The organism is Lapidilactobacillus salsurivasis, from assembly GCF_054785215.1.
Genome location: NZ_BAAABI010000001.1, coordinates 376,532 through 396,554, shown reverse-complemented (window position 1 = coordinate 396,554; position 20,023 = coordinate 376,532). Strand labels below are relative to the sequence as shown.

The window sequence follows — 20,023 nt, the reverse complement described above, 5'->3', positions numbered from 1 at the left end:
TGACCACACTATGATACGATAGTATGGTCACTTTTTTGATGACTAGAAAAAAAGGGGGAATTTGGTGCCAATCGTTACCGTAAAAAATTTAAGTAAAGTCTTTGGCAAGAAAACGAAAGCTGCCATGAAAATGATGGCAGCTGGCCGTTCCAAAACAGAAATTTTAAAGAAAACTGGTTCGACCGTTGGGGTTTATCAGGCTGATTTTTCTGTAGAAGCTGGGGAGATCTTTGTGATCATGGGACTTTCAGGCTCAGGCAAATCAACTTTGATCCGTTTACTGAATCGCTTGATCGAGCCTACCAGTGGTCATATCTACTTAGAAGGCGTCGATATCAACGCGATGGACAAGAAACAATTACGCGCAGTCCGACGTCATAAAATGGATATGGTCTTTCAGAATTTTGGATTATTACCCAACCGAACGGTTCAACAAAATGTTGAGTTTGGTTTAGAGATCCGTGGGGTCATACCAGCCGAGCGTGCGCAAGCCGCAAACAAAGCTTTGGCCGAAATGTCATTGACACCGTTCAAGGATCAATATCCGGAACAATTATCGGGTGGGATGCAACAGCGGGTCGGGTTGGCGCGGGCTTTGGCCAATGATCCTGATATTCTTTTGATGGATGAGGCCTTTTCCGCATTGGATCCCTTGATTCGCCGAGAAATGCAAGATGAATTGATCGATCTACAAGCCAATTTACAGAAAACGATTATTTTTATCACTCACGATTTAAACGAAGCCTTACGGATCGGTGATCGGATCGCGGTCATGCGTGATGGCCAGATCCAACAGATCGGCACGGGTGAGGAGATCCTGACGCATCCAGCCAACGATTATGTGCGAACTTTTACGCAGGATGTGGACTACACCAAGGTTTTGACGGCACGGAATATCATGATTCCGGCAGTGACGATCAATTTAGCGATCGACGGGCCAAAAATGGCATTGCGGCGCATGCGTCATGAAGAAACTTCAATGTTGATCGCCATTGATAAACAACGTCGTTTGCAAGGTGTGATCACCGCAGATGGGGCATTGTCCGCTTTAAAAAGTGGACAGCCATTAATTGATTATTTGCGTCAGGATATCCCTAAGATCAGTCCGGATACTATCGCTAACGAGATTTTCAATGTGATCTATGCCGCGGATACACCAGTGGCCGTGGTTGATGAACAAAATAAATTGCTCGGAGTCGTGATCCGGGGTAGTGTGCTGGAAGCCTTGGCAGATACTGAGTCCACAGCCGAGGCAACTGCGGATCCAGTAGCGCTCACCAGCGGATCAGCAACCGTAAAAACAGTTGCGCGCAACAATACGACGGCAACGCCAGAGAAGGGAGTCTAGTCAATGGATCAACTCACAATTACAGCAATCTCAAAATTACCAGTCGCCAATTGGGTCGAAAGTTTCACCGATTGGTTGACCAAAGCCGGCAGTGGTTTCTTTGATCAGATCCAAACGGGTGGTCAAGGGATGATGAATGCCTTGACGCAAGGCTTGCTGGCGATACCGATCCCAGTTTTTATTGGATTATTGACCATCGCGGCTTTTTTTGTTAGTGGGCGTCGCTGGAGTTTGCCGACATTTACCTTAGTGGGAACACTGTTTATTTGGAATCAAGGCTTGTGGTCGAATCTGATGAATACGGTCACACTAGTCCTGTTTGCCAGCTTGGTCTCAATCCTGATCGGGGTACCGTTGGGTATCTGGATGGCCAAAAGTGAGACCATGCAAACGATTCAGAAACCCTTATTAGATTTCATGCAAACCATGCCAGGGTTCGTTTATTTGATCCCGGCGGTGGCCTTCTTCGGTATCGGCGTCGTACCCGGTGTGGTCGCTTCAGTGATTTTCGCCTTACCGCCAACGGTACGCATGACCAATCTGGGTATTCGCCAAGTTGACGGTGAATTAGTCGAAGCGGCCGATTCATTCGGCAGTACTGGCTGGCAGAAGCTTTTCAAAGTGGAACTGCCATTGGCTAAAAGTACGATCATGGCCGGAATCAACCAAACCACCATGTTGGCCTTATCAATGGTCGTGATCGCGTCAATGATCGGCGCGCCGGGCTTAGGTCGCGGCGTTTTATCAGCATTGCAGCGTGCGCAGGTCGGCAACGGCTTCGTTTATGGCGTTGCTTTGGTGATCCTGGCGATCATCGTGGACCGCTTCACTCAAAGTCTTAATCGGCCACGCAAGCGCAGTGAAGACCGACAAACGAAGAAAAAACGTCGTCGTTTCAACTTGAGTTTAGTCACTGCCATGTTAGTGATCGCAGTGGGTTCCGCAATCACGACTCAGCGATCCGCCGCCAGCAGCAGTCGCGGCACCGTGAAGTTAAGTTATGTCCAATGGGATACAGAGGTCGCTTCCACCAATGTGATTGGAGAAGTCTTGCGGCAAATGGGCTATCAAGTCGAGCTGACACCATTAGACAACGCAATCATGTGGCAATCTGTGGCGAAAGGCGAGTCTGACGGGATGGTGTCCGCCTGGCTACCCAACACTCACGGCGCTCAATATCAGAAATATCGAACGCAAGTGGACAATCTAGGCGCCAATTTGACCGGCGCGAAAATCGGGCTAGTCGTTCCCAGCTACATGAAAGTCAATAGCATCAGTGAGCTGACTGATCAGGCAGGTCAGACGATCACAGGCATCGAACCTGGCGCAGGTGTCGTCACCGCCACCGATCGCGCCTTGAAAAAATATCCCAATCTGGCCAATTGGTCTGTGGCTACCTCTTCCACCGGCGCGATGACCGTCGCGCTGCAAAAGGCGATCAAAGCCAAACAACCCATCGTGATCACCGGCTGGTCCCCGCATTGGTTATTCGCAAAGTACGACCTGAAGTATCTGGCCGACCCGCAAAAGGTAATGGGTCAAGGCGAAACCATCAACACGATCGTGCGTAAGGACTTAAAACAAGATCAACCTGAAGTTTATCGGGTCCTAGATAACTTCCACTGGTCCGTTAAAGATATGCAAAGCGTGATGCTAGCAATCAATCGGGGCATGAGCCCAGAAAAAGCCGCGCGAGAATGGGTCAAGGCACATCCCAAACAAGTCAAGGCTTGGCAAGCCAAGTAGCTTTTTTGCGAAATAATCCCCCTACCCGATTTTGGGTAAGGGGATTATTTCGTTGCTGCTAAAGTGGTTTTGCAAGCTAGAGGTCAAACAATTACCCACTTTTGAGGTGGTACAGCAACACCAACGGATTCGGATTAGAAGGTCGGGACACTTTGCGTAGGCTGAACATCTCTATTCGTTTTCTTAACAATCCACGGTGGAAATCAACCGATTCAGTTGATTCAACAAGAGCTTGCCTTAGTTCATCAGACAGACAGTGCTGGTGTCACCAATTTAAAGCTGGTGACCGCTAACCACGGTTGTCAACTGCGTGGTTCCTCATCAATTGACCATAGCCTGCCAGTTGGCGTGAGTGCTCAAGCGACTATTAAAACGTTGAGCGGCTGGAGCGGAGGAATTCGGGGTGAGATCGCCGTGAAATTGTCCTTGGCGGCTGTGCCGCTTAGGACAAGGCCTGATTTTGAGACAAGCCGCGCACTTTGCGGATTGGCTCAAAACAGCGCCCACAGCGAGCTCACCCCGAATTTCGCAGCGCAAGCTGCGGCCAACCTGCTTTCGCGGTGCAAGCTGTGCCCAATCTGTCTAAGAACAAACAATATCGGGTTAATTCAAGTAGGCTAGATCACTAGCAGTGGTTGGATACAAATACAGTGGCGCGTGACCTTGAGCCAGCCGATCCGCGAAATGATTGATCAGTTCGTCGGCCAATGCGGACAGCACACTGACGCCGACCACTTGCCCCACCATATCTTTGACCAACAATACCTTGGCGTTTTTATCTTGGATTCGATTATAAGTGTACCAGCTGCCCACATCCATCTCCGTCACTTGGAAATGGCGGGTGTCTTTTTGCGCCTCGTTAACTGAAACGCCGATCTGGGCCAGCTTTTCCGTGCCGAAAACAATGGTCGGGATCAGCGGATAATCAATGGCGTCGTCCCGCAAGCCTAAGAGTTGGTCAGCCAAATAGTCACCTTCGAAACTGGCGACAGGTGTCAATTTCGGCAAAGTTCGTTTGACCACATCACCGATCGCATAAACTTCAGGAAGATTGGTTTGCAAATGGTCATTGACGGCGACACCATGAACATCGGCGTTGATGCCGACTTGGTCCAGTCCCAAGGCATCGATATTGGGTTGGCGACCAGTAGCGTTGATGATCAGGTCAGCATCGAAGTCACCGGCACTGGTTTGCAGTTGCAAGCCGGTGGCGGTTTTTTGGACGGCTTGGGGTTCGGCGCCTAACTGGACCTGGATACCTGCAGCGGTCATTTGTTGGATCAGGCTAGCGACCAGCATTTGTGGGAACTGTTTCAGCGGCCGCTGATTGTGGTGGATCAGCGTGACCTGTGCGCCTACTGTGGCGGCGATATTGGCCAATTCGAAACTGATATAACCGCCACCAATAAAAATAATCCGCTGCGGCAATTGGTCGAGGTCGAGAAAGTCCCGACTTGTTTTAAGCAATTCGGCGCCGGGGATCTGGAGTTGATGCGGCCGCTGACCGGTGGCAATCACGATATGGTTGCCGTGGTATTGATGATGGTCGACTTCCAGAATATCGGCGGCGATAAATTTAGCGGTGCCATGAACCGTAGTCACGCCAACGTTTCTCAACTCGGCTTCCGTGGCTGTTGGGACTTGTTCGGTGTAACTGCGCTTGAACGCCATTAAGTCAGGCCAGTTGATCTTTGGCGCGGAGGCTAGGCCGTGACCTTGGAGCCGCTGCGCTTGCTGATGCACTTCGATCCCGCTATACAACATCTTTTTCGCGTCACAACCTTGATTGGGACAGGTGCCGCCAAAGAGATCGTTTTCAACGACCAAGACTTTCTGGGTGCTGGCCAAGCGATAAGCCAAGGCGTTACCGGCAGGGCCGGCACCAATAATAATTGTTTGATAATCTGTCATCAGAATCTTCCTTTCAGCAAAAAAAACAGGGCGGAATCCCCAATATTCCCAATAATCAATGAAACTTACAGGTCAATGATAGCACCATGGCGCAACGAACCGAAATAATCGAACCGCGGAGCGCCGCCACCTGTGATCTGCGGGGAAAACAATTTCACGGCAAGTCATTTGGTCAGTCAAACGGGCTACCGGATCTAGTTTCTACTATATAAAGCTGTCGTTTAGCCGGCTATTTTGGAGATTCAGCGGATTTCAGTGAGTGAGCTTGCGCTAGAAGCGAAATACCAATAACTCTTGCATAATCACGATCACAAAAAACTTACGAAAGTAAGTCTACAGACCTATTGCGATTATTTTTTCTTTAGGGTAAAATCATATTCTATTGTCAAAAACGATTGGGGGTAAATGAATGAAAACATTTATGCGATATTTGAAACGTTATCGCAGTGATGCGTTATGGGCAACACTGGCGGTGGCGGTGATCGCGTTCGTCACTTTGTGGCAACCGCATCTTTTGCAAGATATGCTGGCGGCGATCTTGAAGAAAGATAATCAGACGATCAATCAGTTGGGGATCCAATTGATTGGTTTGACGATCTTGGGCATCATTGCCAGTGTTTTTAACACGATCTTCTCGGCGCGGGCGGCTCAAGGCGTTGCCGCGGATATGCGTGAAGATGGCTATCGCCAGATTCAGAAATTCTCGTTTGAAGATATCGAGAAATTCTCGGCGGCGAATTTGGTCGTGCGCTTGACCAATGATGTTAACCACGTGCAGTACGTGGTGATGTCCGTGTTACAACAGATCACACGGATTCCGATTCTCTTCATTGGTTCGCTGATCCTGGCGATCATCACGTTGCCCAAGCTGTGGTGGGTCATTGTTTTAATGATGGTCCTGATCGGCTTGGTCAGTGTCTTCGCCTTTGCGCGCATGGGCAAGTATTTCATGAAAATGCAGACGATCCTTGATCGGAACAATATGTTGGCGCGGGAAAACCTAATGGGGATCCGCGTGGTCAAGTCCTTCGTTCAGGAGAAGAGTCAAATTGCTAAATTCTCAGAATCTTCAGATGAGATGACTGACACCACGATCCATATCGGTAATCTGTTTTCTATTCTGATGCCCGCTTTCTTCTTAGTGGGGAATCTGGCGGTGGCCGGTTCGATCATGCTGGTTGGGCAAATGGTCACCTCTGATCCTGGCGCGTTAACGGCCGTGACCGCGTTTGTCAGTTATTTGATGCAGATTCTTTTCGCGATCGTTAATGCGGGGTTCATGATGACTGGGGTCTCTCAGGCGCTTGTTTCCTTGAACCGGTTGCAAGAGATCTATGATACCCAGCCAAGCCTCACATTCCCAGAAGTGCCTGATGAAAACTTGTCAGGCGCGATCGAGTTCAATGATGTGACTTTCACTTATCCGGGTGATGAGAAACCGACTTTGCAAGATATTAGTTTTTCCGTGAAACCGGGTGAAATGATTGGGATCGTCGGCGCGACTGGTTCGGGTAAATCGACGCTGGTGCAATTGATCCCACGGTTATTCGATCCGGAAAAGGGTTCGATCGAGGTCGGCGGTAAGGACGTGCGCACAGTCAATGAACATTCATTGCGGCAAGCAGTTTCCTTTGTGTTACAGCGGTCAACTTTATTCTCCGGAACGATTGCTCAAAATTTGCGCCAAGGGAAGCCGGAAGCGACGACGACAGATATGAGCTGGGCAGCGAATATCGCTCAATCTTCCGAATTTATCGAACGATTGGATAAACGTTATGATGCACCAGTTGAAGAACGTTCGGCGAACTTTTCTGGTGGACAGAAGCAGCGGTTATCGATCACCCGCGGCGTGATCAGTCAACCTGATATTTTGATCATGGATGATTCGACCAGCGCTCTGGACGCTCGTTCAGAGAAGCTGGTCCAAGAGGCGTTGGCGAAGGAATTAAGCCACACCACCACCGTGATCATTGCTGAAAAAATCGCTTCGATCATCAAGGCCGACCGGATCCTTGTGTTGGATCATGGTCAATTGGTCGGCATGGGGACCCATCACGAATTAGTGCGCAACAACCCAACTTATCAGGAAATCTATCGGACGCAAAAGGCGTTAGAGGAGGCGTAAGATGAGTGATTTAAAAGGTGCGGGTAAGTTCTTTGCCCATTATCTCCGCAAATATTGGCTCGGGTTGTTGGTCGTTTTAGGTTTAACGATCGTCGCAACCTATTTACAGGTCAAAGCGCCTGTGTTCATGGGTGACGCGATCAGTGATCTGGCCAAATATCTCCAAGTTTGGTCCAATCCGGCGACCCGCGCGCAGGCTTCAAAGGCGGCGTTCAACAGCGCCTTGATCAAATTGATGTGGTTTTACATTTTCAACGCGGTGGCGATGTTGATCAGTTCTTTGATCATTTCGCAGATCGCCGGGCGTTCTACGGGTACGATGCGGATCGGTCTGTTTCGTAAAATGCAACGGATGCGGGTCAGCTACTTTGACACTCACTCGGACGGGGATATTTTGGCCCGTTATACGTCAGACCTAGATAATATTTTCAACGCGATGAACCAGGCGCTCTTTGAAATCTTCTCCAGTGTCACTTTGTTTATCGGGATGATCATTATGATGTTCCGACAAAATGTGACTTTGGCCTGGGTCACCGTGGCGTCAACGCCGGTGGCCGTGATTTTGGCGGCGATCATTATCGTCAAGGCTCAGAAATATGTCAACGCGCAACAAGACGATATTGGTAAGTTGAATGGCTATATCAACGAACAGATCACTGGGCAAAAAGTGATCATCACCAATGGCCTGCAAAAGGACTCGATCGCTGGATTTATGAAACACAACGCCAAGGTCAAGAAATCGACCTTGCGCGGTCAGATCTGGTCAGGAATCTTGTTCCCGCTGATGCAAGGAATGTCGCTGTTCAATACGGCGTTGGTGATTTTTGTCGGTTCAAGTTTAGTGATGAATCAGCAAATGTCAGTCGCGGCTGGATTGGGCCTTGTGGTGATCTTCGTTCAGTACGCACAACAATATTATCAACCGATCATTTCCCTGACCTCACTGTACACCATGATCCAATTGGCGATCACGGGCGCGCGCCGGATCAATGAAGTGCGGGAACAACCTGATGAAGTCAACCCCGCCCACGGTCAGGAATTAACGACGATCGACCAGGGGATCCAGTTAAAAGATGTCCATTTCAGTTATCAACCTGGCAAAGAGATCCTCCATGGGGTCGATATCAATGTGGATCCGGGCCAGATGGTCGCGTTAGTCGGTCCGACTGGCTCAGGCAAGACCACGGTAATGAACCTGCTGAACCGGTTCTATGATCTTGATTCAGGGGAGATCACCTTTGATGGTACGGAAATCAAGGAAATGGATCTGTTCTCCTTACGGGAAAATGTCGGGATCGTTCTGCAAGATCCGCAACTTTTCTCCGGGACGATTGGCGAGAACATTAAATTCGGGAAGCCGGAAGCCAGTGATGATGAGATGATCGCCGCGGCGCAACAGGCGCGGATCCATGATTTCATCATGACTTTGGATGATGGCTATGACACCATGATCAGCGATGAGAATACGATTTTCTCCGCGGGTCAAAAGCAATTGATGTCGATCGCGCGAACGATCATGACCAATCCGAAGTTGTTGATTCTGGACGAGGCCACCTCCAATGTGGATACGGTGACCGAAGCGCAGATCCAAGCCGCCATGGACAATGTGATCGCCGGCCGGACCAGCTTCGTGATCGCCCACCGGTTGAAGACCATCCTCAACGCCGACAAAATCGTCGTGCTCCGCGATGGCCAAGTGATCGAAGAAGGCAACCACCAAGCCCTCTTGAAAGAAAACGGCTTCTACGCCGAACTCTACCACAACCAAATGGTCTTTGAATAAGAGCGCGAACTACCCCGGTTAGCGCCTGAGCATTAGCCTAGCAAAGATTTTGGAGGCGGGTCCATGCCTCCAGAATCCTTGCGTAGCTAAGCGGAAGAAGCTAGGTCGGTAAGCGCGTTTCAAATCAAAGCGCGAACCGACCTGGCCAGTTCCCGAGCGTTAGCCTAGCCAGTGTTTTGACAGCGCATCTTGTTTTTTCATGCTAGCCTTAATTAGGATAAGTGATTTCATTACCAGCGTTTCGCCGGCGATGAAATCACTTTTTTGTTTTGAAGTGGGTGTGAGGAACACGTATAATAAGAAGTGAGCATTTAGAAATGGGCGATAACATGGTAAGAAAAAGAGATTTGACACGGGCGAAAGTTCTGGCGGTCACAGAACACTTGATTGAAGAAAAAGGGTTGACCGAGCTGACTTTACGGGATGTGGCGGACGCGTTGGATATTCGGCCGCAATCCGTTTATAATTACGTCACCAGTTTGGCGGATTTGTTGGATCTAGTGGGCGCTGAATTTGTTAACGAAGTGACGCAAACCGTCGTTCAAGAATTGGTGGGTGTATCTGGGACCGAGGCGCTCATGACCTTCGCCCACGAATTTCGATGCGCGACGCGGGATCACGCTGAATTGGCGCCGGTACTGTTGGATTTGAATACCCGCCAAAGTCCTCAGACCCACGCGGCTTTGACCAAGCTCTATCACAGTGTTTTCAAACCATTACAATTGGAAAATGACGATGTTTGCGCCGGAACGACACTGTATCGCTCGGCCTTGTTTGGTTTTGTCGTGCAAGAAACAGGCGGTTTTTTCGCTAGTTTGACGCCAGCGGAGATCGATCAGCGTTTCGCCCAAGTGATTGCTCTGGCCATCGCGACGATCGGCCTCGCCTGATCTGATCCACATCTAGAGACTAGCCAGCGCGATGGTGCGGGCTAGTTTTTCCGTGTTCGCTTGTTTCATCCGTCAGCGTCGCACCAGACTAATCTTACAAAATCGTCACATAAATCTTACAAAATGTTCATATCTCAATCATCTTTTTCATTAAGCTTTCAAAACTTTACCTTATTATGAATAAATAAGTTTTTTTGAAGGAGCTGGATGAAAAAGTGAAAAGACATCGAACATTAATGAGAATAGCAGGTGTGATAGTCATGGCCAGTGTTTTAGTGGTTTTAAGTGGCTGCCAAACACAAGCAATCGCCGATGAGGATGTCGAAACGCCTTTGACCAAGGAACAAATCATTGAAAACCTGGGGTCAAAATTTGTTACGACCCGAGCGGACGATCAAACTGAGGCGAATAAAACCTATCAGGCAGCCTTGGCCAACGCTGATTACACATTGGCGCAACCTTACATCAAGGTCAATCCTTATGAAACCTCACCGCTCACCGCGTTGGTGATTTTCACAACGGCTGAAAAGGCCAAGGTGACTTACACAGTCGTGGGAAAATCAACCGGAACTTCGATTACCAATACGGTCAATGGCGGTTATCAGACCCAGCATCAAGTCCCGGTGGTCGGGCTTTATGCGGGAAATAATACAGTTAAGGTCACCGTCGAAACGGCCAGCGGAACGACGACCACGCAGAAGTTGACCATCACCACTAACACGACCCTGCCGAAATATATCAAGTCGACCAAGATCACCGTCACGAAGAATGATAAGAAGAAAATGTCAATTGGTGATAATCAATTAACTTTCTTGGTTCGGACGACGAAAGAATCCTTCGCCGTTGACGCGGATGGTGCGGTGCGGTGGTATTCCACGTATTATGTCCAACATATGTTGCAGCCAATCAGCAACGGACATCTCTTGATGTTGACTAAGGAAGATCAAGATGGGGATACGTACAATGATTTGCTGGAAACAGATTATTTAGGTCGGATCTATCAGGAATATACGTTTGATACCAAGACCGGGAATAGCGAGCAGGCTGGCGATGACAAAACGGTGATCCACCACGACATTATTGAATTGCCGAACCATGATTTGCTGGCCACCGTCAGTGATGGCTCAAAGTATGTTGAAGATACCATGGCAGTGATTTCACACACAACGGGTAAAGTTAAGCAAATCATTGATCTAAAGCGAATCTTGCCGGAAACGATGTACCAAGAATATCAAGAATCCGACGCGGGTACGGTGGACTGGTTCCATCAAAACGCGGTTTGGTATGACAAAAATGATCAGAGTATTTTGATCTCCGGTCGGAACCAAGATATGATTTTGAAAATGGACCTGAAAACGACTAAGCTGAAATGGATCTACTCAGGCAAGCAGAAATCGACCTGGCCGACTAAATATCAACAATTCTTGCTAACTCCAACCAAGGGGACCACCGTGCTTGGCGGTCAACACGGCATCAATCTACTTGAAGATGAGCAGGGTGATCCAAGTAGTGAAGATATTTTGCTCTATAACAACAATATCAACGTGACCAACGGCGACAAAGACACCAGCGGTAAATATTCCGAAGGGGTTCAATACCATATTGATACGGATAAGATGACCATCACGGAAACTTGGTCTTACGGCAAATCCTTAGGCAAGGCCAACTTTACCCCGGCGATCGGTTACACACAGAAATTGAGCAATGGCAACTACTTGATTGACTTCGGCTGGAAGAATGACGCCACGGAAAGCAATATCATCGAGGTCGATGGTCAGAAGCAGGTGTATAATTTGACTGTGTCAAACCCTTCAGCCAAGGCTTATGTGTATCGGGCGTATCGTTTGGCCACCTATGATGAGAATTATCTGTTTGATGTCACCCAATAGAGAATTAGCTGGTGATTGGTTTTTGCCCAGCACGCTGATTTGAATCGCGAAACCGCCGCTCCGACTTGAAGCTGGCGGTTTTTATTATGACTGCTTCGGATTGACCTACAGGCGCTCAAGGCAATTCCAACCAATAAATCAGGATTGGGACTTTAGGCGGATTGGCAATTAATGAGAAATAGATTACAATTACTTCATAATATGAGATTGAAATTGAGCTGCTTTTAAGAAGGGTGGAGTTAACATGGCGATTTTGTTCTATGGAAGTTCAGGCAAAAAAAAGAATTTGAGCGCAGTTGACGAGGAGGTTTGGGATGATCAGGAAACTGCCCACAAATTTGGCAGAGAATTTGCTCGAGAAAAACGTGAAGCTGAGGGTGACCTCGATGAGGCTGCGGCAGAATTAGCGCAACTGCGGGCTGAAACCGCGGCTGAGACCGCGGAAGTAAAACGTGAAGCCGCCGCCATTAAAGCCGCGGAAAGGGAGATTGAGCAAGCTAGCGCCTGCGTTGAGAAAGCTCAAAGCAAGGCTGCGGCGGACTTACAGGAGGCTGAGGCCGACGTGCGCCAAGCCGAAGTTAATCTGGCGCAAGCTCAAGAAAATCTTCACTTGGCCCAAGAACACGCCACCGCGGCCCGCGAATACGCTGAAAAAGTTGGAACGGATGCGGCGCAAGATGTCCTAAGTGATGCCCAGGATGCTGTGTTTGACGCACAAGATGAAGTTGGTGATGCGCAAGATGACTTGGAAGAAGCGCATGCTGATGTTGATGAAGCCCGCGCAGATGGTCAAGAAGAAATCGCCGATGCCCAGGAAGACTTGCAAGAAGCTCAAGATGAGCTGAAAGAGGTCAAAGCAGAAGCGGCGGCGGACATTAAAGACGCCGAAGCTGAGGAAACAGCTGCGCAAGCTCGCCAGCTTGGAGACACGCAAGATTTTGACAGTCCTGGCGAAGCACGTCTAGCCATAAAAATCTTGCGCTTCACCCAACGAATGATTGATGTGCGGTCCTTATTTAACAGCAAAAAACGCGCGCAAGGCGAAATTGATAAAGCCGACGTTGAGCAGGAAATTCAGCGGGCGCAGCAAGCGTTAGCCGAATTGGAACAACAGAAGGACCAAGCAGAGGCTGATCAAGACCAGCCTCAAAGCAAGGCTGAACAGGGCGATGTCGAACAAGGCAATACCCAAGCCGAAGCGAGACCTCAAAACAATCAGGACAATTCCGCACAGAACACCAACCAGGCTGACCACGAACCAACACAGGCACAAGCGCCAGTTGAGCACCCTGACGTCACGGTCACTGCCGCGGAGAAACCAAATTGGTATTCAGGCCCGCAGCAGGATGACGATAACTGGAACGACTTTTAATTGCGGCGGGCTACGTTTGAAGAGTCCCTGCAACCAAAATAAAAATACCACGATCATGATTGAGCCAGATCGGCCTTAGCGGCTGGGTCAGGCGGGCAATGATCGCGGTATTTTTTTGATTTGCGTGGTTGTGGTGTTATTGATTCACTGACTGCTTTTTCTGCTGGAAGGTTTGCGAGGTGAACAGGCGGGTGACTAAAGGCCAGAAATACCAAATGATGATCGGACTGGCGACTAACACGGCCGAGGTCAGTTCCCCAACGGTCAGACTATTAAAATCAAGGATGATCCAGAGGGTGAAGAATGGGACGACGGCGATGAGCAGCAAAGGTAAGCGAAACTGGTCCAGACTTAGCGAGCGTTGGCGTTGTTCGGCTGACCAATGTTTGTAGCAGTAATTAAGGAGCCAGGAGTAAACGCTGATCACGATCAAGTAAAGCAAGAGATGCTGGCCGATGAGCGACAGTGGTTGGGAAATTTCATGTTGACTCGAATTACTGTAGCTACCATAGCCAGTTACGATGAGACTGAGGATTGGAAACCTTTTGGCCGTGTTAGCAATGATGGTAGTGAAGATATAGATTAGGTCGGCCAGCACGATCAGACCACCAATTCCGGAGAAAAGGCTACCAAACAACGTTGCTGTTAGATCCAAGACGGTCGTTGCTAAGATGACCCGGAGCCAAGACCAGGCGATTCCCAATAATAGTTGCGGTTCGTTCAGACCGATCGTGAAGAGAAAATTACCAGTCAGAAAGAGGACAGCGACAGTTGCGGCACTTAAAGTGATCACCAAATTTTGACGTAACAAAGCCCAGCCGATTTCTTGACGGCGATGTCCCGTGGTCATGAGAAAGTCAGTAAAACCAGTCTGACGATCAATGAATGACGTGATCAGAACGAAAAAGAAACTGAGATAACTGATCGCAGTCGGTGAGGTAAGCAGAATCGAACCGAAAGGATCAAGAACAAGCATTGCGTCGGAGTGTCGCAGTGTTCGCAAATAATTAACTTTAATGTCGACATCACGCAGATCAATCCCCAATTTGACCAAAAGAAGCGCCAAGGCTCCGAAAAATAGAAAAATTAGCCAACGATGTCGTCTCCAAATCATTTTCTGCAGATTGGTCATGCTAGGACCTTCTTTCTTGTTGAAGTTGACTGATATTCTGCCTTAAAAAGATCGGTCAGTTCCAAGGGCAGTTCCTCGCATAAAACCGGTTCTAGTGCGGCGAGATCAGCGGCTAGACCGTCATCGTAATTTGTGAAGACTACCTCCAACACACGGCCGCGCACCGTTAAGATCTTACCCCGCTCATAAACCAAGGCGGGAATTTGTTGCTGGCGAAAGACCAATTGGAATTTTCTGCTCTGCGTTCGCGTCGCTTCCAAAGCGTAATCCTGCGTGATCCTCCCGTTATTCAGGAAAAGCGCACGGTCACAAAGCCCGTCCAACTCGTTCAGATTATGGGAAGCAATCAAGAAACCGCAGTGGTATTTCGTACTGTTGGCGATGATTAGACGCACGATCTTATCACGCACGATCAGATCCAGACCATCAAATGGTTCATCCAAAATCACGAATTCAGCGCGACAACAAATCGCCAAGGTGATGCAGATATAGGCTTGTTGTCCCTTGGAGAACTCGCGATACTGTTTATTTCGCTCGATTTGATTACCGAGCCAATATTTCTGTAATTGTTGCCCATCAAAGTTGGGATAAGCCAGTTGGTAATAGTCACTGATCGCCGTCAAGCGCTCGGATTGAAAGAACGGGTGTTGTGGATCGACCGCGACTAGATGCTGGCGTAATTCGGGTTTCTCCATCAACCCGACCTCGTCCAGGAAAATTCCCCCTTGGTCCGGTTGGTAGTCATTGGTTAAACAGTTAAGTAGGGTAGTTTTCCCAGCGCCATTACGGCCAACTAGTCCGATGATCTCCTGATTCGTCCAAGAGAAATCGATCTGTTTCAGAATTGGTTGTTGTCTAAAAGACTTAGCCAGATTAGTTACATCAAGCTTCATGATTCTCCTCCTCAAATTGTTCAGCTAACCATTGCTCCAACTGCACCTGTTGGATACCTTGAGCGCGAGCGGCAATGATCAAATGACGAAATTGTGCTTTAAATTTAGTGCTGGTACGTTCATCAGCGGTAGTCTGCATCTGACTCACAAAAGAGCCCTTGCCCGGTTCGACGTAGATTACCTGTTGTTCTTCTAATAGTTTGTAAGTCTTGGCGACAGTATTAGGATTAAGCTGTTCCTGTAAAGCCATTTCACGGACAGAAGGAAGTTTGTCACTTGGTTGAAGCACACCTTGTAAGACCTGTGTTTTGATCTTGAGCGCTAAACGCTCATAAATTGCCAAGCCAGAATAATTTGGCGCGACCATGCTCATCATCTCCTTGTCTACGTGTACTATTATGCACAGTACACCACGAAAAAGCAAGGCTTCATCTGACTTTTTTTAAAAAATACCGTTTTTGTATTTACTACTTCGCTTGCTTGCAGGTATGCTGGATTTGGGTGTGAACGCAACCGCCTCAGGGCGTTTTGGGTGGCTGGAACGCAGTGGACGCTGTTTTGAGCCAATCCGCAAAGGGCGCGGCTTGTCTCAAAATCAGGTCTTTGTCTAAGTGGCAAAGCCACAAAGACAAATTTCACTGCTGAGCCACACGCCCTGAGGCGGTTGCTAGGCAGAATTACGCCTATCTGCAATCAAGGCGGAGTAGGTTACGAAGTGCTTTTGCTAGTGTGGTGGTCAAACAATTTCCTATTTTTGATGGTACGGCAACGCCGGCGGATTCGGCTTAGCCAGTCGGTATAGTTTACTTGGTTGAGCATCTTTATCTGTTCCTTAGACAACCCTTGGTGAAACTGCCCGATTCAGCTGATTCATCAAGAACTTGCCTCAGTTCATCTGACAGACTACGCTGGTGTCACCAATGAAAAGTTTGTAACCACTAACCACGGTCGTCAATTGCGTGGTCCCACATCAATTGGCGATAGCTGGCTAATTGGCGTGAGTGCTTAAACGGCTGTTAAAACGTTGAGCGGCTGGAGCGGAGAAATTCGGGGTAAGAGATCAACCTGTCGTTATTCTTAGCGGCTTTGCCGCTTAGAATAAGGCTCAGCTTTGAGATTCGCGGTTTTTGCGAAGCTCAAAGTGACGCCCACAGCGAGCTCACCCCGAATTTCGCAGCGCAAGCTGCGGGCATCATCCTTTTTGCTAGCATCGCGTTCCACCATCCCCGGCCTGACCTGGAGCCTCACCACAGCTGCAATCCCCGACACCGGACGCGGCCAATTTCCAGAACCATTGCATTTCCCAGCCCAGTTCGCTAAAATTGGAATTATTGAATCACTAAATCTGGAGGATAAGCGATGAAATGGCTGAAAAAAGTACCGAATGGTTGGCAAACATTCGTTTTAGTAATCATTGAGTTTCTGTTAGGACTATTGATATTTTTAGAACTCAACAAGATTTTTGGCTATATTTTCTTCATCGTGCTATTCCTGGCCACGATTGCTTATTTGACGCTGATCACGAGTCGAGTCCACAAACAACGGATCACCGATACGCTTAATTTCATTTTGGCGCAGGCGATTTGGGTGATTGGGTTTGGTCAAGAATTCCTGAGCACTCACTTTGTTTTCTCCTTGGCGCTGATTCTTGGCGGGATCATTGTTATTTATACGTTGATCGTCCGCACCCATTACTATGCAGACGCGGATTGATCACCGCATTGGCGCGCCTGACGGATACAAAAAGACACCTTGCGTTTAAGTGCGAAGGTGTCTTTTTTGCGTGCTAGATCATTGGAAATCAAAGTAAACAGAAAATCAATTGGCCTTCTCCCGCGTCAGTTTCGGCAGATAAAGGAAAATCACCAGCCCGATTAGGAAGAGAATGCTTAAAGAAGCGGCGCCGATCGTTGATTTGCCGGTCCATTGGGTCACAACCCCTACGATAACGGGTCCCAGGACGGCGGAGAACTTACCTAGGATATTATAAAAGCCGAAGAATTCACTGCCGGACTCTTTGGGAATCAGTTTACCGAAATAAGACCGACTTAGTGCCTGGATGCCGCCTTGGCTGGTACCAATCAAAACAGCTAAGAACCAGAAATCGCCAACAGAGTTCAAGAAGAAGGCGTAGATGCAAATGAAGAAGTAGATGACGATACCCGTCAGGATCCCGACCCGTGTTGAAGTTTTATTAGCCAACCAACCAAATAATAGTGAGAACGGAAAGGCAATCAATTGCACGACGAGCAGGACCATCATCAGCATGGTGGTATCAACGCCAATATCCATCCCAATCGAAGTGGCCATGGTGAAAATCGTGTCAACGCCATCGATATAGAAGAAATAAGCGACGAGGAACCAAGCGGCTGCTTTATATTGGCGGATATGTTTCAAAGTCTCCAAGACCCGTTTGAAGCTATCCACAATCGGATTTTTGTCGGGCTCAATGGCGTAGACTTGTTGTACATCTCGCAGAATCGGGATATAGAAGATAACCCACCAGATTGCGGCGAGCACGAAACTCCAACGGGCGACCCCGTAACTGGATAATTGCCCGAACCCTTTGGTCAGTTGTAAGACCAAGAACAAAATAAAAGCGAGCACACCGCCCAAATAGCCAAAACCATAGCCATAAGAAGAAAGTTTGTCCATCTCGTCATCTGGTGCGACATCGGTCAAGAAGCTGTCGTAAAACAGATTTCCACCAGAATAGCCGATGATCGAGAGAATGTAGACAAACAGGAGCCATTTCCATTGATTAGTTGGGACGAAACTTAGGGCGGTGGTCATGATGATACCCAGCCAGGCAAAGCCGTTGAGCATCTTCTTTTTGAAGCCCCGGTAGTCTGCTAACGCGCCTAAAACGGGCGCCAGTAAGGACACTAATAACGTGCCAATACTATTGGCGTAACCCCAGTAGGCCGTCGAATTGGCTGCGCTGACCCCATTGTCTTGGGCGACTGCCTTGAAATAGACGGGGAGCACCGCCGTGGTGACGATGATGCCATACCCTGAGTTGGCCCAGTCATAGAAAACCCAACTCCATTGTTTTTTATTTAACCTCATGTTCTTCTCCTTTTGAAACGTGTTCGCCAGCCCAGCTTCTTCCGCTTAACTACGCCAGGCTTCCGGAGGCATAGTGCGCCTCCAAAATCCTGGCTAGGTTAATGCTCAGAAGCTACCCGGGGTGGCTCGCACTCTGTTTTGAAACGTGTTCGCTGACCTAGCTTTTCTGGGGTCATCAATATCCAATTGATGATCACTAGCCCTGGTCGTCAATTGCGTGGCTTCCCCATCAATTTACCATAGCTTGTCAGTCGGCGTGAGTGCTCAAACGGCTGTTATAACGTTGAGCGGCTGGAGCGGAGAAATTCGGGGTGAGATCGCCGTGAAATTGTCCTTGGCGGCTTTGCCGCTTAGGACAAGGCCTGATTTTGAGACAAGCCGCGCACTTTGCGGGTTGGCTCAAAACAGCGCCCACAGCGAGCTCACCCCGAATTTCGCAGCGCAAGCTGCGGGCATGATAACCGCCCTAGCTGCTTGCGTTTAGCTACTCGGGCTGACTCTGCACTCTTATTTGATTACATCGTCTAAGCAGTGCCCTGCCAGTGGTTCGGGGAATTCAACGCCTAATAATTTGGCGAATGTCGGGGCCTCGTCAACTAAATTCGCGTGTTCAAGTGTGACGCCCTTAGCGACTGCGGGACCGTTGAACAAAATGGTTGTTTGATAATCAGGTTTATCAGGATCATAGCCATGGACGCCATGATAGCGGTCTGGTGTTCCTAATGACGCAGGATCAACTGTTTCAACGATCATTGGTCGTTCACTTTCATCGGTGAAATAATAGCCCTCTTTAGCTTCGACCATTAAAGTGCAAGCTGGATCCGCACCGCGTTGGAGCGCGGCTTTACGGCGATAGATCTTTTCGACACCTTCGACTTGCCCAATCACTTGTTGTAATTGAGCCAGATCGTTGAAGTTTTTCGTGTAGATATAAGTACTGCCGTCACAAGTTTTGGCCATAACCGACCATTCTTTGAAGGTCTGATCGGCTTCTGGTTTGAGCCAGCCCTTCTGCGAGAAAAGCGTGTTTAGATGGATCATTTTATTAACGTTGATTTGGTAGTGGTCGCCGAGAACGACAAAATTAGTATCTTCATAATAACCACCATCTTTAGTCGCTTGAATCAGCTGGGCCACTTGCTCATCTAATTTATGCAATGCGGCCATGGCCTCTGGTGAACGAACGCCATAGCGATGGCGCATACTATCCATAGCGACCAAGTGGATCAAGGTCAGATTTGGTTTTTTATTTTTTAAAGTATCCACTGCGCAAGCTGTCAGAAAAGCATCTAATTGCGGCTGTTTGATGCCCTGACGCATTTTGCCATATTTATGATTCAGTTCCAAAATAAATAGTGGTGAACTGGCTTTGAGCGAAACCAAGACTTGATTGGTCCAAATTCGATTCGGGAAAATCTCCGCTAAATTATAGGTGATCTTACTGCCGGCCGTTACTGGCCAGAGAAATGCGGCCGTGGTCAAGCCTTGTTGACGGGCCAAATCATACAAGGTTGTCGATTTAACGTCTTTTTGATACCAAAACCAGTCAGGCGAGCGTCGTTCTGGCTGGATCTTGGTATTATTGACGATACCGTGGACATTAGGGTATTGGCCGGTAATGATCGTCGTGTGGGACGGATAGGTCAAAGTGGGATAGACCCCTGTGACTGACTTGGCCCAAGCGCCGGTTTGGATCAGCTGCTTCAATGTCGGCAGTTCATCCATGTGTTCGCGTAAATCGCGATAACCCAGTGAGTCCAGTGAAATAATGACCATATGCTTATTTGCCAAGCTCAAAACTCCCTTACTTTTAATTATTCATGGGTCAATTATACGCTTATTGACCCTTAGATGTAAGGTGGTAA

General features: G+C 48.5%; 16 protein-coding genes. 10 read left to right on the top strand and 6 right to left on the bottom strand.

Annotated elements, in window-relative coordinates:
* The first annotated feature begins 124 nt into the window (after window positions 1–124).
* The 3 genes from ACYVSB_RS01845 to ACYVSB_RS01835 all read left to right on the top strand — a co-directional run bounded on the left by ACYVSB_RS01845 (window position 125) and on the right by ACYVSB_RS01835 (window position 3,715).
* The gene (locus tag ACYVSB_RS01845) at window positions 125–1,348 is read left to right on the top strand and encodes a quaternary amine ABC transporter ATP-binding protein (RefSeq protein ID WP_461218219.1); all 1,224 of its coding nucleotides are present in this window, start codon (window positions 125–127) and stop codon (window positions 1,346–1,348) included.
* A 3-nt stretch (window positions 1,349–1,351) separates the two neighbouring features.
* A complete protein-coding gene (locus ACYVSB_RS01840) occupies window positions 1,352–3,094 on the top strand; it encodes an ABC transporter permease/substrate binding protein (RefSeq protein WP_461218203.1) in 1,743 nt (580 codons plus the stop codon).
* A 216-nt stretch (window positions 3,095–3,310) separates the two neighbouring features.
* Window positions 3,311–3,715 carry a hypothetical protein gene (locus ACYVSB_RS01835; RefSeq protein WP_125601316.1) on the top strand — a complete coding sequence of 135 codons (405 nt, stop codon included), beginning with the start codon at window positions 3,311–3,313 and terminating at the stop codon, window positions 3,713–3,715.
* On the opposite strand, the gene ACYVSB_RS01830 is transcribed toward ACYVSB_RS01835, so the two are convergent.
* Entirely contained in the window at window positions 3,698–5,005 is a 1,308-nt protein-coding gene (locus tag ACYVSB_RS01830; RefSeq protein WP_461218202.1) for a dihydrolipoyl dehydrogenase family protein, read from the bottom strand. The two genes, ACYVSB_RS01835 and ACYVSB_RS01830, sit on opposite strands and share 18 nt — an antisense overlap.
* Window positions 5,006–5,414: 409 nt before the next feature.
* On the opposite strand from ACYVSB_RS01830, the gene ACYVSB_RS01825 reads away from it, so the two are divergent.
* The 5 genes from ACYVSB_RS01825 (at window position 5,415) to ACYVSB_RS01805 (ending at window position 13,064) form a co-directional block, all read left to right on the top strand.
* Window positions 5,415–7,130, top strand: a complete 1,716-nt coding sequence (locus ACYVSB_RS01825) for an ABC transporter ATP-binding protein (protein ID WP_461218201.1) — start codon at window positions 5,415–5,417, stop codon at window positions 7,128–7,130.
* A gap of 1 nt (window position 7,131) precedes the next feature.
* Window positions 7,132–8,913: an ABC transporter ATP-binding protein gene (locus ACYVSB_RS01820; protein WP_461218200.1), complete on the top strand. Its 1,782-nt coding sequence runs from the start codon at window positions 7,132–7,134 to the stop codon at window positions 8,911–8,913.
* A gap of 329 nt (window positions 8,914–9,242) precedes the next feature.
* Window positions 9,243–9,803: a TetR/AcrR family transcriptional regulator gene (locus ACYVSB_RS01815; RefSeq protein ID WP_461218199.1), complete on the top strand. Its 561-nt coding sequence runs from the start codon at window positions 9,243–9,245 to the stop codon at window positions 9,801–9,803.
* 260 nt (window positions 9,804–10,063) lie between these two features.
* On the top strand, window positions 10,064–11,692 hold the full coding sequence (locus tag ACYVSB_RS01810) for an aryl-sulfate sulfotransferase (RefSeq protein WP_461218198.1): 1,629 nt from the start codon (window positions 10,064–10,066) through the stop codon (window positions 11,690–11,692).
* Window positions 11,693–11,936: 244 nt separating this feature from the next.
* Window positions 11,937–13,064, top strand: a complete 1,128-nt coding sequence (locus ACYVSB_RS01805) for a hypothetical protein (RefSeq protein WP_461218197.1) — start codon at window positions 11,937–11,939, stop codon at window positions 13,062–13,064.
* A gap of 136 nt (window positions 13,065–13,200) precedes the next feature.
* Here ACYVSB_RS01805 and ACYVSB_RS01800 read toward each other — a convergent pair whose 3' ends face one another.
* From ACYVSB_RS01800 to ACYVSB_RS01790, 3 genes are read right to left on the bottom strand one after another with little or no spacing between them, the layout of a single operon-like run.
* Entirely contained in the window at window positions 13,201–14,196 is a 996-nt protein-coding gene (locus ACYVSB_RS01800; protein ID WP_461218196.1) for a hypothetical protein, read from the bottom strand.
* Window positions 14,193–15,089, bottom strand: a complete 897-nt coding sequence (locus tag ACYVSB_RS01795; protein ID WP_461218195.1) for an ATP-binding cassette domain-containing protein — start codon at window positions 15,087–15,089, stop codon at window positions 14,193–14,195. Before ACYVSB_RS01795 ends, ACYVSB_RS01800 begins: the two co-directional genes overlap by 4 nt.
* Window positions 15,079–15,456: a GntR family transcriptional regulator gene (locus ACYVSB_RS01790; RefSeq protein WP_125601340.1), complete on the bottom strand. Its 378-nt coding sequence runs from the start codon at window positions 15,454–15,456 to the stop codon at window positions 15,079–15,081. Before ACYVSB_RS01790 ends, ACYVSB_RS01795 begins: the two co-directional genes overlap by 11 nt.
* A 992-nt stretch (window positions 15,457–16,448) precedes the next feature.
* Here ACYVSB_RS01790 and ACYVSB_RS01785 point away from each other — a divergent pair.
* Window positions 16,449–16,802, top strand: a complete 354-nt coding sequence (locus ACYVSB_RS01785; RefSeq protein WP_461218194.1) for a hypothetical protein — start codon at window positions 16,449–16,451, stop codon at window positions 16,800–16,802.
* A gap of 105 nt (window positions 16,803–16,907) precedes the next feature.
* Here ACYVSB_RS01785 and ACYVSB_RS01780 read toward each other — a convergent pair whose 3' ends face one another.
* The gene (locus ACYVSB_RS01780; protein WP_461218193.1) at window positions 16,908–18,158 is read right to left on the bottom strand and encodes an MFS transporter; all 1,251 of its coding nucleotides are present in this window, start codon (window positions 18,156–18,158) and stop codon (window positions 16,908–16,910) included.
* Between the two features lie 217 nt (window positions 18,159–18,375).
* Here ACYVSB_RS01780 and ACYVSB_RS01775 point away from each other — a divergent pair, with 217 nt between their 5' ends.
* A complete protein-coding gene (locus ACYVSB_RS01775) occupies window positions 18,376–18,642 on the top strand; it encodes a hypothetical protein (RefSeq protein WP_461218192.1) in 267 nt (88 codons plus the stop codon).
* 23 nt (window positions 18,643–18,665) lie between these two features.
* Here the strand turns inward: ACYVSB_RS01775 and ACYVSB_RS01770 are convergent, their stop codons facing one another.
* Window positions 18,666–19,934, bottom strand: coding sequence for an alkaline phosphatase family protein (locus ACYVSB_RS01770; protein WP_461218218.1), 1,269 nt, complete (start codon window positions 19,932–19,934; stop codon window positions 18,666–18,668).
* Window positions 19,935–20,023 lie beyond the last annotated feature (89 nt).